The organism is Fluviispira multicolorata (genome assembly GCF_009208585.1).
GTDB lineage: Bacteria > Bdellovibrionota_B > Oligoflexia > Silvanigrellales > Silvanigrellaceae > Silvanigrella > Silvanigrella multicolorata.
Map to the genome: position 1 here is coordinate 31,519 of NZ_WFLN01000006.1, position 16,961 is coordinate 48,479.

Consider the following 16,961-nt stretch of genomic DNA (forward strand, 5'->3'; position numbering starts at 1 on the left):
GAATAAAAAATATAAATAGAATAAAGTTTCTATTTATATTTTTTATATTTTTAAAATAAACCTAATGCTTTATCACTATAACTCACTAATAAATTTTTAGTTTGTTGATAATGACTTAGCATCATTTTATGATTTTCTCGCCCAATTCCTGATTGTTTATATCCACCGAAAGCTGCGTGAGCAGGATAAAGATGATAGCAATTTGTCCATACTCGTCCAGCTTTTATTTCACGACCCAAACGATAAGCCAAAGCAATATCGCGCGTCCAAATTCCCGCCCCTAATCCATATAAAGTATCATTTGCTAAATGCAACGCTTCTTCTTCATCTTTAAATGTTGCAACAGAAACGACTGGACCAAAGATTTCCTCTTGAAATACACGCATATTATTGCTGCCTTTAAAAACTGTCGGTTCAACATAATAACCTTCAGACAGGTTGCCATCAATAATATTTCTGCGCCCCCCTGTGAGTAATTGAGCGCCTTCGCTTTGACCTATTTCAATATAGGAAAGAATTTTTTCCATTTGCTCCTTAGAAGCTTGAGCTCCTAGCATTGTACTTTCATACAATGGATTTCCTTGCTTAATTGCCTTAATTCTTTTAATTGCTCTCTCCATAAATTCTTCATAAATAGACTCATGCACCAACGCCCGAGATGGACACGTACAAACTTCTCCTTGATTGAGAGCAAACATGGCAAAACCTTCGACAGCTTTATCTAGATATGCATCATCTTTCGCAAGAACATCTTTGAAAAAAATATTTGGAGATTTTCCACCTAGCTCTAAAGTAACGGGAATTAAATTTTGTGATGCATATTGCATTATCAAACGCCCCGTTGAAGTTTCACCCGTAAAAGCTACTTTTGCAATCCTTGAACTTGAAGCCAATGGTTTCCCAGCCTCTAAGCCAAAACCATTCACAATATTTAAGACCCCAGGAGGCAATATATCTTGAATGAGTTCAATTAAAACAAGAATTGAAGCAGGCGTTTGTTCCGCTGGTTTTAATACCACACAATTTCCAGCAGCAAGTGCTGGAGCCATTTTCCAAACAGCCATAAGAATTGGAAAATTCCATGGTATAATTTGCGCCACTACTCCGAGTGGTTCGTGAAAATGATATGCTATAGTTTCACTATCCACTTCACTTAAAGTTCCTTCTTGTGCACGCACACATCCAGCAAAGTAACGAAAATGATCAATTGCTAAAGGAATGTCTGCAGCTCTACTTTCTCTAAGAGGTTTTCCATTATCAATTGTTTCAGCTAGAGCAAGCAAATTTAAATTTTCTTCCATTCTATCCGCAATTTTTAATAGAACATTTGAACGTTCTTGAGGAGAAGTTTTCCCCCATTTTTCCTGCGCTGCGTGTGCTGCATTTAGAGCAATTTCAATATCTTCTTCAGATGATCTTGCTATATTTGTAAATATTTTTCCATAAATTGGTGATATATTTTCAAAATATTTTCCATTAACAGGAGGTATCCATTTACCCCCAATATAGTTCTCATATTTAGTACGAAATGGATTTTTAAAATCTAATTTTTGAAGATCTGCATTTAACATAGCTTCCCTTTCTTTTAATTAGCAATTAGAAAATATTTCTTGAGGACATGGACATAGTACATAAATAAAAAAATCTTACAAGACTGTTTCTTTATAAAATATAATATAATAAGTTATTATTTTCATTATTTCTGCTCTATATTGAAATATCACTAATGAGCGTATTTTATCATTCAAGATAAAATACGCTCATTAGTGATATTATTTATTTAAAAGCTAAAAATTTCAATAATTTATTTTAATTAAATTTACTCTCAAGAGACACTGTAATATATTCAGCATTCTTAAAATCATTATCAGTTAATTTATACTTGCTTTTTGAGAAAATAACTCTTGTTTTTAAGTTATCTAAATTAATTAACTTCTTAATCTCTATTTTATCATTTGAATTATAAGTAATTAAATTAAACTTAGATGAATTAATATCTTTACAAATCCCCTTTTCTGAATTACCCAAACAACTTTTTAGCAAATCTGTTGTTAGAAATAGAGATGTCTGATATCCATTTTTATTAAATTCTTCTGCATACTTTAATAAATCTTCAGAAAAAGAATTAAACTCAATAGCAATATTTTTTCTTTTGTTATGAACAAAAATATTATTAAACATATCAATGTATTTATTAAAATCATCTAAATTATTTTGATGAATAGATAGAATTAATCTCCCATTAAATTTAATACTATCTATTAAATCAGATAATTCAAGTTTATTGTTTGTTTTTTCATTTTTAAATGCATATATTTTATTTTCGCTAGAATTAATATCTATATTTAATTGAATACAATTAAATAACCATGAAGATTCATAATATTTAATAAAGCTATTTGCATTTTCAACACAAACTCTATCCCTATTATTAAAATCAAGTGTATTTAAATTTCTTCTTCTGAATAAAAAATCATCAGAAATATCTTTAATATTTTCTAACTTAATATTTTCTTTATCGACATTTACAACTTGATCTTCTCCTCGAGATGAGGTTCTAAAAATTGAAAACCGAGGAGGTAATTCTGTTGTTCTTATTTTAAAAATGGAAAGAGATGATCTTAATTTCTCAATTGATATTCCAGCTAAATCAATTATGCTATCTGACAACCAGCTCAAACTTAATGGCTTATCTTTGTTTTTCTGTACTGCTTGATATTGATCAGGAAGTGACTTCTTAGCTGAGTCATTAAAATAGACATAAAAAGGAATCTGTAAATGCTTAAAATTATGCCTAGCAGAATCATGAGAAGTATTTCCAAAAACATCTTCACCATGATCTGAAAAGTAAATAACAATCGTTGGCTTTAAACTCTTTTTAGCAATTTCAATCACTGAATTTATATTTTTTGAAATATGAATCATTGCTGAATCATAACAATCTATATTTTCAAGATGTTGACCTTGATTTTGAATAAAAAACTTCCCAAAAATATCCCTAAAATTAGCCTTTGAAAAATTATCATTAAAAATGATTTTTTCAGATTTTGGAATATTGGAGCAATAATCAAAATGACCCGCATAAGAATGCAAAAATATTGCTTGAGGCTTATCAAATTTATCTTTAAATTTATTTTCCAATAAATTTACAAGTTCACTATCAAATTTAACTTCATTATTAGAAATAAATGATTCATTTATTTTGAAATTCAAAAACTTTTTCTTATATGCCTTTGCTCCATAAAGTTGAGAAGCTGTATCAAATTTTCCAGCAATACCTTGATTTGAAAACCAAGTGGTTTCATAACCTTTCATATTAAGTAACTGAATTAAATTAATTCGTTGAAGTTCATTATCTCGCACCAAAGGATCCGTATATGGATCTTGGGCTATAGATAATGCTCTTAATAGTGAAGGAGCCGTATGAGAGTGAGCAGATAAGACATCTGTTAACACTGTAATATTCTCTTTATTGTCCTTCAAAGGAGAATTAGTGTCTCTAAAATATCCATAAAAAGATTGGTGAAACGCAGAAGTAGATTCCCCAATATAAACGATAATATTAGGAGATTCATTTTTCTCTAGAAAATTAATATTATGTTTTAATTTTTCGATTGCCGAGTCTTGGTTTAATACTAAATCATCGGTAGATCCATAATTTATAACAAATATTCTACAAGAGTTAACAAAAATTATAAGCAAACTGAGAAAAAATACTTTCAAAATATATTTATGGAATTTAAACTCAAATTGTTTAATTTGAGAATAGAATTTAAAAATAATTGCAAATATGACTGGTGATAAAATAAAAGAAATTACAGAAACACTGTATGTGGGAAAGAGTAAAAAATTTATTATAAACTCACGGGACTCTTTTGGGTTGGTATTTAAAATCTCTCTAACAGAATCAGCTCCTATTTCACCAATTTTATCATATATAAAGACAAGAATAAGAAAAACAAATATAATTAAAGCATAATTAAAATAGGACAATTTAGATTTCTTAAAATCATTATTTAAGATACTTATTGCAAGGGTTAAAGCCATCAGAAAAAGAAAAGATAACTCTTTAAGCTTATTAAAAAAATTAATTATTTTAGTATAAAAAAAATTTTGAAACTCATAATTTTCAAAAAAATAAATTGGTACAAAATACAATATCAATAGAGCAAATAATGCTATATATAAGAAAGCATTGATAATAACTTTAAATTTCATAAAACTCCATACAAACTATAAACTTTAAACAGATGCTAATTAAAACATGGAAAATCTTATCAGAAAACTAAAATTTAGATTTCAATTGTTCATATGATGAACAATTGCACATTAAGATTTATTTTACTTGAGTAATATTCGCTAGATCAAACCAGCAATTCTTATAGAGTTACTATAAAAAAAATAAGAAATCAATATTAGAAGCTTAAATATTTTTTTAAATTGCTACATCAATTGAATTAATTACAAAGATAAATAACAATACAAAATGATTGATAAAAATTTATATAATTAAGCTCTTGAACTATTCCATCTAATATTATATGACTGATTTATAAAACGAAGCTTATTATTTAGAATAAACTTCATGAAAGGAATTTAGTAAATGAAAAATATTCTGTTTTTTAACCAAACAATCGATTTTGGCGGACACGAAATCATGTCTCTCGAAATCATAAAAGAGTTTTCATTGAATAATTCTGTAAATGTGATTATATGTATTCATAAAATGAATGAAAAATTTTACAATGAATTGCTTAAAATTAATAATATCAAAATTATTTTCCATAAAATTAATTATTCAAAATTCGATTTCATAAGAGGTTTTTTTTATTTCTTCTTTAGTAATTCCTTAAAGAAAATTTTAATATCAGAAAATATTGATACAGTTATTGCTATACAAGGTTCGATAAAAATGTCAGCTATTATACATTTTGTCACTCGACGTTTTAATATTAACTCTTTTTCTTACATTCCATTTCACTTTAAAAGTATTAAAAGAAATATAATTAATAAATTAGTTATAAAATTTTTATTTAAATTACCTAAAAATTACTTAGTTTTATCAGATTACTGGAAAAAAGAGTTATTATTGATTACCAAAAGAAAAAAAGAAGATTTTTATATAATCAAAAACTTCTTCCCAGAAAATGAAATGCAGATTGAAAAAAGAGGAAATACTTCTGATAATAAAAAAAATATTTATCTTATTGGAAGAATTTGTGAACAAAAAAACCAAATTTTTCTTTGCGATGCAATAAAATCTTTTCCTAATTTATCTGAAATCTATAATTTTTATATCGTTGGAAATCGCGTAGATTATGATATTATCTCAAATCATATATCTGTAAAATCAGGAAAAATAAAAATACTGCCATGGAGTAGTTTAAATACAATTTATTCAAATGCTGATATCATTCTCATGACTTCACATTATGAAGGAGTACCACTCGTTGTCATTGAAGCAATGGCCTTAAAAAAACCACTTGTTTTACCAGGAATAAAAGAATTAAAAGATTTTACCCTACCAGAATTGATATACGAACCTGAAAACCTATCTTCTCTAAACTTCGTATTAACAGAAAATGTTTCAAAATTTTCAGATGAAGTAATCCAAAGAAATTATAATTATTACATAAATAACTTTTCAAAAGAATCATTTAAAAATGATTGTAGAGAGTTTTTAAACAATGTACTAAAAATTACTAAATAGACCAATTTTATATTTTTACTTTTTAGATCACTGAATAATTTTTTATATTTCCTTCTGAGAAGCTTTAAAAAAAATTTATTGTCAAACATTTTCTAAATATTCATTATTTCAAAACATTCTAATAATTGCTACACTCTCACTATATAAAACCTTCTTGCCTCTTTTTTGAAAGGTAAAATATGTTTGAAAAAGTGTCCAATTCAATCGTAAAAAAAGCCCTCTCAGCAATGAAGAAAAAAATAAGGAGCAATGGTTTTCTTTGTTTATAAAAGATGCAAAGTTAACTGATGACGGAAGTGTAAAAAATTTTAAAAAATGGTCAAATTCCGAATTTTTTGGGAAGGGACAGGGACAAATACTCTCAATTGATAAAATTGAGAATGATGGAAAAACAGTTTTTGCCGAGTTTAAGTCGGCCGAATTGGGAACTTTCGATACATTTTGGAAATTTACAATTGAAAATGAAAAAATTTCAATACTTGAAGTTGGAGTGGTGAAATAGAAACTATTTATAGTATAAGCATAACCGACTAAAAAAAGTCAGACTATATCCACCAAATAAAAAACCCACTCAATGAGAGTGGGTTTTTTATTTGGTGGAGGTGCCGGGGATCGAACCCGGGTCCGGAAAGGAATTACAATCGGCGCCACATGCTTCTTCTTTCTTTAAATCTTACTTATTAGCCGGGAAAAGACACCCTACCAAATAAGCCAGTTCGATTATTAGGAAAACTTAGCTACGAACAGAAGCTAACGATTGCCCGCACGTAAATTAACGGCGATTTTGGATGCACGTGCTGCCACACCCAAGTCACCGGCTCTGTGCTTAATTAGGCAGCGAGAGCGGTAAGTTTTTGGTTGCCACTTCTGGCTGACACAGCGTTTTGAAGAGGTACTGTAACCAACCCCTGCATGCTCCTTATGCTCAGCTCTCTCCGTCGAGACCAGTTCACCCCCGTAAAACTTAAATCCCTCAAAACATCCTATCCTGAGGGAACCGAATTCTAATTCTATTTTAATTAATTAGCAAGCTGTTTTCATAATTTGTAAAGATCTTTAAACTTCAGCTTTATCCCTTTACCGCAGAAAGAATTAATTTTAAAAAATCGAAAGCATTTTGTGAATATTCAAATTTAATTAGTTTTTCACCAATCTTGCGAATATTCTTATTGTTATAAAACCAAACTGGTTTTGGCCAAACTATAAATGGAGCCTCAACAATCGATTTTTCAGGGAAATCTAAAAGATATCCATTATGAACAATACCTATTCCTGATTGAATATCCTCTAAGGTATGCCCTGGGTAAGCTCCCCACGTTGTCGAAGCAAATGCATAAGACAAAGCGGACCAACAATTTATTCCGATAGAACCATAACGAAGGGAATCAATACAATTTTCAATTTCATTTTCATAAATTGAACGGGATTCTGGATCAACAATTAAAGAACAACTTAAACTTCCCCAGACCTTTTCGTTACAAAAGTCTGTTGCAAACTGAATAAAGGTAGGTATATCATGTGCACTTAATGCTGTTTCAGATATAATCCCACAAAAGGCTTCTTCTCTAAAAGCATAACTGTCATCTGTTTCTTTAATATCTGCAATTAGAGTCCAAGGAATACAATTCTTCTTTTTTTCTCCCAAAATCTCAGATTGGGGATATTTTTTTAGATACTCATTATACCTCTGCTCAGCTCCTGGATAATAAGCAATTCGTGGTTTCAATTTAGATAATTCTTTGCGTAAGCAATTTAAAAAAAGCGCTCTTTGCTGCCATTCTTTACAAGTCACAATTAACTTAATTGCATTACAGTTAAAGCTTGCATTATTTTCCACTGCACTCGCAATTTGCTGCGCATGATACTCTAACTGTTCATCACTCCAAACCCCCGGAACAATAACAACAGGAGTGACACACCCTAATTCAGAAGTAATATTTTTAAAATTTCTCTTACTAATAGAATAATCTAAATTCTCACTGAGCGGCCCAAATTCATTTCCCCAAATAATTTTATTATGAGTTCTATGCGATCCTGTAATATGTATATCTTCAATCAGATCATGTTCACAAAGCCATTGTGAAATTTCTACATCGCCTTTAATAAAGTAAAGAAAATTATCATTTATTAAATCCTCAAAAACCTTATTAAATATTTCAAATAAATAATCATTAACTGGGTTTAATTTAACAATACAGACTTTTCCCTCAGAAAATAGTTTGTGCAAAGCATCAAGAGGAGCAATACTTGAAACATTTCCTGCTCCAAGAACAAGACTCAATCCACCCAAATTCTTTTGAGTTTTATATATTGAACCTTGAGTAGGTTCTTTACTTTTTTGAATTCTGACCTCTGCTTTAAATCCTTTCCAAATAATAGTGTCATAGAAATTTGCAGGCACCACCTGAGCTATATATTGATTTGATTTAGATTTATAAATTTTAGGTATTCTAGGGCTCCCTTTGGCTATTAATGCTTTTTTAAGAAGTCTCATCTGCTTCATCACTATTGCAGGACCAAGTAAAAGCTCTTGTCCAGAAATCTCAGAATTAAACTCTAAACCTTTTGCTCTTACACAAATATCTGCCCATTGTTTAGATTCTGCTAAAAGTTTTTTCATGGCTTCAGTTAAATAATTTATTTTCTTTTGCAACCCTAGTTCTACCCAATGATTTTTATTCTCATGAAGATTCCTCAATAGATTCTCAATTTTTTTTCGTTCATCCATAAAATACTCTTCCCATGGCAAAATATATTAAATAATATTATATAATAATAAGAGCATAATACAAAATGATTTAAAAGAATAGATTGAACAAAATATAACTTATTAAAGAGTAAAGTTTAAATTTTTTCAATAAAAATATAATTGCTCATATACTTAATATTTCATTTTCAAAATAGATCTTTCAAAAAATTCATCTCATATAAATGCGTAACAGTCTCATCGACTTTAAAAAAAGAAAAATTGTTTTTAAATTCCATCTTCAAATAAAAATTGCTCCCTGCTATTTACATAACACATAATATTTCGCTATAGTTACCCAGTTGGAAAAAGTAAGTCCATTACGTTTAGTTTACTTATCAAGTAGAGTGAGTGGCTGCTTTTTCTTTTTCCCTCTTTTTCAATGGAGAAAATGATATGAAGTTAAAAGCTATACCGTTCGTAACTCTTTCCGCTCTTTTACTTTCTAGCTGCACAAGCACATGTGGTTCAAAATCTGAAGCACCAGCTACAGAAGCCGCTCCTACTGCAGATGCTGCTACACAAGCCCCAGCTGCTGATCCAAATGCTGCAGCTTCTCCTAGTACTGATGCAGCTGCACAAGCTCCAGCTGCTGATCCAAGTGCTGCAACTGCAGCAACAACTGCTCCGGCTGAACCCGCTCCAGCTGCAGAACCGACAGCAAAATAAGTTATTTTTAATAAAAAAAAGTCAGAGTAACACTACTCTGACTTTTTTTTATTAAAAATAACATTTCTCATTTGGAAATGAGAATCTTCTTTGTTTTTGTTTTTGCTGACAAGAGGTTCTCCCCAAAAATTGATGTAATTCAAAATTTAAGTAAGAGCTATTTTCACACCAATAAGAATTCCCCTTATTCCATGTTAAAACTAAATTTCTACTTATCTTATTTAACTTGTCTGGTGTTGAAACAGTTATTAAAACAATACACGATTCTTTAGGTGACACATTTAAACTATTTACTATAATAAAATCGCTTTTTTTACTTAATTTAACTAAGAGACCTCGACATGAAATTATATTAAAATCAGTTTTAAATGATATATTATAATCTGAATTTGGTACATTTTCAGGAGAAATTATTTTGATAGGAATCCCTGGAAATTCATCATTGAAAACTTGAAGATTTTTTTCAGTTGAAAACCCACTGCGCGTCATATTTTTTGAATATTTTAATTTCCCATCATCCCAATGTAACTCAAAGGTTGCCATTTTAAAATAGTGAGGAACGCTAGAGCTAGGCTGTTCATTATAAATTAAAATATCTTGAGGAATTTCATATCCATTTTCATTCCGAGATAAAATATTGCGACCTGTTTTTTTCGTACATGATAATATAAAAAAAATTAAAATTATTGAGTTTATAATACCTTTTTTAAAAGAACTTATCAACATTTCTTAACCACACAAATTAACTAGATCGAAACTTTATTATCTATCCATAATCTAATATTAGATAACTCTTCACTGAAATTTTTTGAAACACGAAGTTTCATATATTCTTTATAAAGCTCATCTATCAAATCAGTTAAAACCTGAGTATATAAAATCCTCTGAGATATATGAGCTTTAGAGTCTGCTTCAGATACCGAAGGAAGACGAATTGTACGTAATGAAAGATCTTCGCCTAATATAGAAAAACTCCACTGTCTTTCAGAATCCTGTAAAATAAATTTAGCTTCATGGACAAGCTTACCTGATCCCAAAGCACTTCCAGCTTCATAAGCATACGCTGGAGTTCCTCCTTTTAAACTATTTTCTCGAACAGAACCACTTGAACTGCTTAAAACAATTCTATCATCAATATAAAGGTGAAAGCTTTCAAATTGTTTAATTGCAATTTTATGATTCTGTGTTTCACTCTTAAACCACAACCAAGTTAAAAACTCGCGACCTAAGAACGCTCTATTTGTTTGGAGAAAACACAATCCTTCGTGTAAAAGCTCATTTGACATTGTATCCATTCCTCCATTGCGACGCAATTTTGCGTTTTGTGCGAGGATACTCTAATACTCGCAAAGATGTTGAGCAATATGCTCGAAAGGATTTTTAAAATGGAATCTCTAGAAATGATCTTCAAAACGGCTCAACTGTGCTCCGAAATCTCAACTAAAATGAGCCTTGAGTTTAAACATGGTAGCGATCCACAAAGTTTAAAAGCAGATAAATCATGGGTAACCTCAGCAGATCAAAAAATTGAAAAAGAACTCAGAAAAATTATTTTACAAAATCACCCAACTCATTTTATTTATGGTGAAGAAGAGGGTGGAGATATTGGAGTTGACGAAGATACTTACACTTGGATTCTAGATCCAATAGATGGGACATTTAGTTTTGTCCATAATATCCCTTTTTATTCCTCACTTATTGCAGTGCTTAAAGGGAAAACACCAATTATTGGTTTCGCTTGCTTACCTGCAATGGGAATAACAATGAGCGCTCAAAAAGGTAAAGGTGCTTACATTAATGGAGAAAAATATATTAAATCCCCCCTACTTGGCAGCAACCATATTGAAATTGTAGCAACGGCAGATCCATACAGATTTTACCTCGAACAGAAGGGCGAAATTTTACAGACACTTTATGGTCAAAATAAAAAATCACGTACTTATCCCGATGCTCTTGGGTACTATTTACTTTTAAGAGGATCAGTACGTGCATTTATTGATCCAAAAGTCGAAATTTGGGATGTTGCTCCTTTTCATGTCATTTTACCAGAAGCAGGCTTTGCAATTCAAAGCTGGGACGAAAACAAGGAATTAAAACGAGGCAGCAGTGTAGCTTATTCTACCGATGAGAAAAATATGCCTATAAACTGTTCAGATATACTTGAACTCACCAAAGGATTTGCTTAAAGTACAAGAATGGCTAATATTGCTTATTATATAGGCAAATAATATAGGAGTCGTTATGAAATATATATACTCGTTCATTTTCAAAACGATTTTTATGGCTACTTTAGCTTTAACAAACGGATGCATTTCACTAACAGATAAAGAAGTTACCATTGAAAAAAGTGAACAAATAACTCCAAAATGGGCACAAGAAAACTGGCAGAGCACAGATCACGAATCTATTCATTTTACTTTCAAGAAGAATGATGTTTACAATTTAAATTTGGGAATTAAACAAATTCAGGCTGCTGCTCAAATCCAAACTTCTTTTTTAGTAATGGAAAAAGTTCAAAAAACTTTACTGAACTTTCTGCCTGCCTCTTCCAATATTTCAAATAAAGAGAGAAACTCACTCGTCAATGAGCTTTCTGAGGCTGTTAGCAAGAATAGGTTAACAATCAACTTTAAACCTGTCTTGCCAAAAGCTATATATTGGGAGTATCGCCAAAAGGATACTGACAATGGACTAGAAAAGTTTTATGTAATCTGGGTTTTACTTTCAGTTCCAAACTCAGATTACAAAGCAGCGTTAATTTCAACTGCACTCACTTTAACAAAGTCATCTTCTTCAGATGCTGTTGATTTGGGGCAAAACATACTACAGAAAATGACTCCTCCTTAAAAAGAGTCGCAGATACAAGGTGAGATATGGATAAAGCTTCAAAGTGGCTCGTCGTGACAGAAAAACCATCCGTAGCTGGTGATTTAGCAAAAGCACTTGGTGGATTCGAAAAAAAGGGCGACCACTATGAGTCTCCAAAATACTACATCACATGGGCGGTAGGACATTTACTTGAATTGCTTGAACCAGAAGAACTTGATCCCAAATACAAAAGATGGCTTTTACAAGATCTGCCAATTCTTCCACAAGAGTTTCAATATAAACCTAAAAAAGGTCAAACTGAACGGCTTAATCATATTAAAAGCTTAGCTAAAAAATCAGATGTTTCGGGAATAATAAATGCATGCGATGCTGGGAGAGAGGGTGAACTTATTTTCCGAGAAATATATGATTTTTGTACAATAAAAAAGCCATTTAAAAGAATTTGGTTACAAAGTATGACTCCTGAATCTATTCGTAAGGAGTTTCAAACTTTAAAACCTGGTCATGATTATGATAATTTAGGAGATGCAGCACGTTGTCGAGCTGAAAGTGATTGGCTGATTGGTATGAACGCAACACGCGCTGTTACAAAAAGATTGAAAACTCGAAATACAAAAGGAGTTTGGTCTGTTGGAAGAGTTCAAACACCCACACTTGCACTCATTGCAAAAAGAGAACTTGACTACTTAAAACATAGACCTGAACCTTTTTTTAATCTTGAAGGACGCTTTTCAACTCCAACTCATGAATACTCAGGACTTTGGTTTGATCCTAAATTTAAAAAATCTCATTCAGATGATGAAGAAATCATAAACACACGCGAAAAAGAAGATCGTATCTTTTCTCAACAGAAGTTGGACGAAATACTAAAAAACTTTAATGCAAATAAAGATCATGCTAAAGCGAGTGAAACAAGAAAAGAATCAAAAGAAATTGCACCTCAATTATTTGATTTAACTCTATTACAAAGAGAAGCAAATCGTAAATTTGGCATGCCAGCATCCAGAACTTTACAGGCTGCTCAGCGTCTGTATGAAAAGCATAAATTATTAACATATCCTCGTACAGATTCACGTTATTTACCTGAAGATTATGTTGATAATGTTAAAAACATTCTTAAAGAATATTCAGCAATACCAACTGAATATTCAAAAGCATGCCAAAAAATACTAAAAATTGGGTTATTAAATAAAGAAAGAGTTTTTAATAATAAACACGTATCTGATCACTTTGCAATTATCCCAACGGGACAATTCCCTTCTGAAAAATTAGACGGAGATGATGCACGTATATTTGACCTCGTCTTAAAGAGGTTTTTTGCTGCATTTATGTCACATGCAATTTGGGCAAAGGTAGAGAGAATAACAGCAGTTGGTGAACAAAGTTTTAGAACTCGAGTACAAGATTTACAAGAGCCCGGATGGCGTGAAGTGTATGGACTTGACACTGAAGAAGAAAGTAAGCTCCCTAAATTAAATGAAAAAAACTCAGAAGAACAGACCTCAGTGCAATCCGAAAGCATTGATCCAATTCAGAACGCAACCAAGCCTCCACCACGCTATACCGAAGCAAAACTTCTTTCTCTCATGGAACACTGCGGAAAATCAGTTATTGATGAAGAAATTGCTGAAGTATTAAAAGACAAAGGTATAGGAACCCCAGCTACGCGTGCAGATATAATAGAAAATCTTATATCTAAAGAGTATGTAAGCCGTTATGGCAAAGCACTCAAAGCCACATCTAAAGGAATTCGCCTAGTTGATGTATTAAACCGTATACCAATTGATATATTATCAAAAGTAGACCTCACAGGAGAAATCGAAGCTGGTTTGCGTAAAATGGAAAAGGGTCAAGAAAAACGGTCAGATTTTATGCAAAATATGTTTGATTTCACATCAACAATCGTAGACAAAGCACGAACTTTTGAATACGACGCCATTTATAAAAACGATCCTCCTCTTGGTGCATGTCCTGTTTGTAAAATAGGAAAAGTTTTTGAAGGTTTTTGGGGCTATAAATGCAACAGAGCAGGTAACTCAAAAGAAACAACTCCTGATCAATGTAATTTCATAATTTGGAAAGAAAAAAGTCAGCGTTACATTGATCGCAGTGTTATCGAAGAAGTATTAAATAATAAGATTGTGGGCCCATTTGAGTTTAGTAATTCATCAGGCACTTCGCATTACGAAGAATTTCTTACTGTTTCACCTATTAAAGGTATTATCTTTTGTGATGAAAAGGGTGAACCCAAAGAATCAGCAACTGGATACGATGCTGTTGTACTACATGAAGAACTTCTTAATGAAACTTTCTTAAAAATGCCGGGAACTGTGAAAGTAACAGAAATGGCTTATTTATGTGAGTTTGGTGTACAACCAACTGAAGTAAATGTAGAAGCAGTTAAACCTAAAAGAAAAAGTAAAAAGACCTCAGAAGATACTGAAGAAAAAAAGAAAAAAGTAACTAAACCAAAAAAAGTCAAACGCCTCATTTCTCGTATGCCACGTATTCTGTGCGGCAGAGAGATGACTCTTGAAGATTACAAATCATTTATACTCACCGGTTCAACACCTCCCATTGCTGACTTTAAATCAAAGAAAGGAAGGCCTTTTGCAGCAGCTTTACATTTAAAGGAAAATGGTAATTTTGAATTTAAATTTGTTTCTCGAAAAGCCCTACTTGGTGATAATGAACTGGAAAAATCTAAAAAAACTTCTAAAAAATCAACTAACAAAGCTAAGGTAGTAAAGAAATCTAAAAAAACTGAAAATGTATCGGAATCCGTATGAAGGATAATTAAAAAAAGGCTTAATTAAATTTTAAAGCCTTTTTTTAATTGAGGAGTGAGGTAATAAAAAATAAATGTTTTTTCATAACTTCGATCATCTCATGCTCGAGCTTTTTAAACCACTGCCCATTTTTTGTACATGAATTAAAATCAATTTCAAAAAGAAAATCTTTTTTATCACGTCCATAAAGACAAACAAAACAATAAATATTATTTAGTTGAATTGCTCTATACATACCGTTATGAACATTAAAAAGACGACTTCTCTCATGATTTAGGAACACTCCTACACGAACATTGCTATTGAACATTTTGATTTGACTCATTTCGAGTTCTTTATAGTGATAGGTTTGCATCCTTGTATATTTTATTTGCTTTAAAAAAGGATCTCTTTTAAAATAATTCATTGTTACATAGTAATCGGTTAAACCAATTTTATCGATACCTAAATTTATACATTCTCCTGTTTTCATATTGACTACATTTGGATCAATATAATGAAAATATTCATATGCTTTATTTCTAAGTAATATTTCATGAATACTATTTTTAATACATTCATTTTTAAATATTAAGATATTTTCACAGGTTTTCATAATAAGTTCCAGGTATAAAGGATACAAGAAAGGAAATTGTTTAATATATTTCCTATTTTATTTATTTAGTTAGGTATCCATTATTTGAATACCTAACTGTAGAATCTTCTAATTTATAATTCGAGGTCAATATTCTATCAAGCTATTCCATTTTTATTTTCTTATAGTATATTTTTCCAAATGACATTCTACAGAAATCAGAAAAAAATTTATTTTATTTTATATTTATCAGATTTATACCATCCAAAAGTTCTATTCAAAGCCTTTTGAAATGGTGCAAAAGTATTTTTTAAGGGGATATTTTATCTTTTATAGTTTATTTCAAATAGATTTTTACTTCGCTTAACTTAGATACTTTTAAACTCTTTAATTAATTGGCAAATAAGGTAAATGTCTTCTTTTTTATGATCAGAAGCTATTGCAAGCCTTAATATACTTTTTCCTTTACTTACTGTTGGATACATCGCTGTTAAAACAAAAAAGCCTTTTTCCCTTAATATCTTTGTTAAATAAATAGCATTCTCCTCATTGCCTATAAAAACGCCTCTAATAGGAATTCTATTCTTTCTATTTATAATATAATCCGCTTCAAGTAATGAATCAAAATAACTTACATTTTCCCATAACTTATTCTGTAGTTCACTTAATTCATTTGAAAGATGTATTTGAGCAGATCTAATTGCTGCATTTACTATTGAAAGAGCTGGAGGATTGCTAAATAAATAAGGAGTACAAAAATGCTTTAATGTTTCTTTATCATCTTGAGTAGGTAAGGCAAGTGCTGCTGCATTTGCACCAAACCCTTTAGACAATGAACAAGCCAATATAAGCCGATCATGAAATTTATTTTTAAGTTTATCTAAAACATATCCGCAACCATTTTTTCCATAAACTGACGAACCATGTGCATCATCTAGATAAACATAACCATTATATTCTTCCGCAAGTTGTATAAGAAGATTTAAAGGAGCTATCCCACCCATAGAACCAATGCTATCGGAAAATGAAATAGATGTCATTCCATTCTTAAAACCAAACTGGAATGCGTCTCTAAGACAGTTGCTATCCTGAAAATCAATAATAGTAACTGTACCCAACTGCTCCATCAACCCTCTATTTATTTGAATGGATGCATGCGCTGTTTTATCCACAATAAAATAAACACCATTCTCTTTAACTGGAAAGCTCGGCATTTCACCTGAGGAAAGGAGTGGGATAAAACCGAGATGAGTAATATGCAGAGAAGAAAATAATGTAACATGCGATTGGCAATAAATTTCAGAAAGTAAATCCTCAAGCAGAATAAAGCTTTTGACTCTTAAACGCGTTCTAGCAATAGCAAAATTTACTCCTAATTGCTCTAAATCATTTTGTGACGCTTTTATGACTCTTTCATCTAAATCTAAACCAAAATACGAACATGATCCAAAATCTTTTAATATTTCACCATTTTCTAAATATATTTTTCTGCCTTTTTCCCTTTTTATTACAATAGAATCATTAATAGTTTTAAATGCTATCTTTTGATGCGATTTTGAATTTATTATTTTTTTCTTTTGCCAATTATCATTGTTACTCTTTTGTTGCATAATGCTTCTCCATGAAGAGAGTTTATATTCAATG

At 30.9% G+C, this 16,961-nt stretch carries 13 protein-coding genes and 1 other RNA gene; 6 read left to right on the top strand and 8 right to left on the bottom strand.

The window, feature by feature from the left end; all coding sequences use genetic code 11:
• Positions 1-50: 50 nt before the first annotated feature.
• Entirely contained in the window at positions 51-1,571 is a 1,521-nt protein-coding gene (exaC, locus tag GCL57_RS06585; RefSeq protein WP_152212565.1) for an acetaldehyde dehydrogenase ExaC, read from the bottom strand.
• Between the two features lie 238 nt (positions 1,572-1,809).
• The gene (locus GCL57_RS06590; protein WP_152212566.1) at positions 1,810-4,218 is read right to left on the bottom strand and encodes a phosphoethanolamine transferase; all 2,409 of its coding nucleotides are present in this window, start codon (positions 4,216-4,218) and stop codon (positions 1,810-1,812) included.
• A 385-nt stretch (positions 4,219-4,603) separates the two neighbouring features.
• On the opposite strand from GCL57_RS06590, the gene GCL57_RS06595 reads away from it, so the two are divergent.
• On the top strand, positions 4,604-5,710 hold the full coding sequence (locus tag GCL57_RS06595; protein WP_152212567.1) for a glycosyltransferase: 1,107 nt from the start codon (positions 4,604-4,606) through the stop codon (positions 5,708-5,710).
• 259 nt (positions 5,711-5,969) lie between these two features.
• Positions 5,970-6,212, top strand: a complete 243-nt coding sequence (locus tag GCL57_RS06600; protein WP_152212568.1) for a hypothetical protein — start codon at positions 5,970-5,972, stop codon at positions 6,210-6,212.
• Positions 6,213-6,304: 92 nt separating this feature from the next.
• Here GCL57_RS06600 and ssrA read toward each other — a convergent pair.
• Together ssrA and GCL57_RS06610 are read right to left on the bottom strand one after the other, a co-directional pair.
• Positions 6,305-6,667: a transfer-messenger RNA gene (gene ssrA, locus GCL57_RS06605) on the bottom strand.
• A gap of 112 nt (positions 6,668-6,779) precedes the next feature.
• Positions 6,780-8,438 (bottom strand): NAD-dependent aldehyde dehydrogenase, encoded by a 1,659-nt coding sequence (locus GCL57_RS06610; RefSeq protein ID WP_152212569.1) that lies wholly within the window; start codon positions 8,436-8,438, stop codon positions 6,780-6,782.
• A gap of 414 nt (positions 8,439-8,852) precedes the next feature.
• Here GCL57_RS06610 and GCL57_RS06615 point away from each other — a divergent pair, with 414 nt between their 5' ends.
• Complete coding sequence (locus tag GCL57_RS06615) at positions 8,853-9,125, top strand: hypothetical protein (protein WP_152212570.1); 273 nt, start codon at positions 8,853-8,855, stop codon at positions 9,123-9,125.
• A 51-nt stretch (positions 9,126-9,176) separates the two neighbouring features.
• On the opposite strand, the gene GCL57_RS06620 is transcribed toward GCL57_RS06615, so the two are convergent.
• On the bottom strand, positions 9,177-9,851 hold the full coding sequence (locus tag GCL57_RS06620; RefSeq protein ID WP_152212571.1) for a hypothetical protein: 675 nt from the start codon (positions 9,849-9,851) through the stop codon (positions 9,177-9,179).
• 20 nt (positions 9,852-9,871) lie between these two features.
• On the bottom strand, positions 9,872-10,411 hold the full coding sequence (locus GCL57_RS06625) for a hypothetical protein (RefSeq protein WP_152212572.1): 540 nt from the start codon (positions 10,409-10,411) through the stop codon (positions 9,872-9,874).
• 99 nt (positions 10,412-10,510) lie between these two features.
• Here GCL57_RS06625 and GCL57_RS06630 point away from each other — a divergent pair, with 99 nt between their 5' ends.
• Genes GCL57_RS06630 through GCL57_RS06640 form a run of 3 tightly spaced genes read left to right on the top strand, consistent with a single transcriptional unit; the run spans position 10,511 to position 14,743 of the window.
• Complete coding sequence (locus tag GCL57_RS06630) at positions 10,511-11,311, top strand: inositol monophosphatase family protein (protein WP_161597637.1); 801 nt, start codon at positions 10,511-10,513, stop codon at positions 11,309-11,311.
• Positions 11,312-11,366: 55 nt separating this feature from the next.
• Positions 11,367-11,972, top strand: coding sequence for a hypothetical protein (locus tag GCL57_RS06635; protein ID WP_152212574.1), 606 nt, complete (start codon positions 11,367-11,369; stop codon positions 11,970-11,972).
• A 26-nt stretch (positions 11,973-11,998) separates the two neighbouring features.
• The gene (locus GCL57_RS06640; RefSeq protein ID WP_152212575.1) at positions 11,999-14,743 is read left to right on the top strand and encodes a DNA topoisomerase 3; all 2,745 of its coding nucleotides are present in this window, start codon (positions 11,999-12,001) and stop codon (positions 14,741-14,743) included.
• A gap of 43 nt (positions 14,744-14,786) precedes the next feature.
• On the opposite strand, the gene GCL57_RS06645 is transcribed toward GCL57_RS06640, so the two are convergent.
• Both GCL57_RS06645 and GCL57_RS06650 read right to left on the bottom strand, forming a co-directional pair.
• Positions 14,787-15,338, bottom strand: a complete 552-nt coding sequence (locus GCL57_RS06645; RefSeq protein ID WP_152212576.1) for a hypothetical protein — start codon at positions 15,336-15,338, stop codon at positions 14,787-14,789.
• A 347-nt stretch (positions 15,339-15,685) separates the two neighbouring features.
• Entirely contained in the window at positions 15,686-16,927 is a 1,242-nt protein-coding gene (locus GCL57_RS06650; protein ID WP_152212577.1) for an aminotransferase class I/II-fold pyridoxal phosphate-dependent enzyme, read from the bottom strand.
• Between the last annotated feature and the right edge of the window lie 34 nt (positions 16,928-16,961).

Coding starts and splice junctions, on each gene's coding strand:
- exaC (WP_152212565.1), bottom strand. CDS start 1,571: ATGTTAAATGCAGATCTTCAAAAATTAGATTTTAAAAATCCATTTCGT.
- GCL57_RS06590 (WP_152212566.1), bottom strand. CDS start 4,218: ATGAAATTTAAAGTTATTATCAATGCTTTCTTATATATAGCATTATTT.
- GCL57_RS06595 (WP_152212567.1), top strand. CDS start 4,604: ATGAAAAATATTCTGTTTTTTAACCAAACAATCGATTTTGGCGGACAC.
- GCL57_RS06610 (WP_152212569.1), bottom strand. CDS start 8,438: ATGGATGAACGAAAAAAAATTGAGAATCTATTGAGGAATCTTCATGAG.
- GCL57_RS06615 (WP_152212570.1), top strand. CDS start 8,853: ATGAAGTTAAAAGCTATACCGTTCGTAACTCTTTCCGCTCTTTTACTT.
- GCL57_RS06620 (WP_152212571.1), bottom strand. CDS start 9,851: ATGTTGATAAGTTCTTTTAAAAAAGGTATTATAAACTCAATAATTTTA.
- GCL57_RS06625 (WP_152212572.1), bottom strand. CDS start 10,411: ATGTCAAATGAGCTTTTACACGAAGGATTGTGTTTTCTCCAAACAAAT.
- GCL57_RS06630 (WP_161597637.1), top strand. CDS start 10,511: ATGGAATCTCTAGAAATGATCTTCAAAACGGCTCAACTGTGCTCCGAA.
- GCL57_RS06635 (WP_152212574.1), top strand. CDS start 11,367: ATGAAATATATATACTCGTTCATTTTCAAAACGATTTTTATGGCTACT.
- GCL57_RS06640 (WP_152212575.1), top strand. CDS start 11,999: ATGGATAAAGCTTCAAAGTGGCTCGTCGTGACAGAAAAACCATCCGTA.
- GCL57_RS06645 (WP_152212576.1), bottom strand. CDS start 15,338: ATGAAAACCTGTGAAAATATCTTAATATTTAAAAATGAATGTATTAAA.
- GCL57_RS06650 (WP_152212577.1), bottom strand. CDS start 16,927: ATGCAACAAAAGAGTAACAATGATAATTGGCAAAAGAAAAAAATAATA.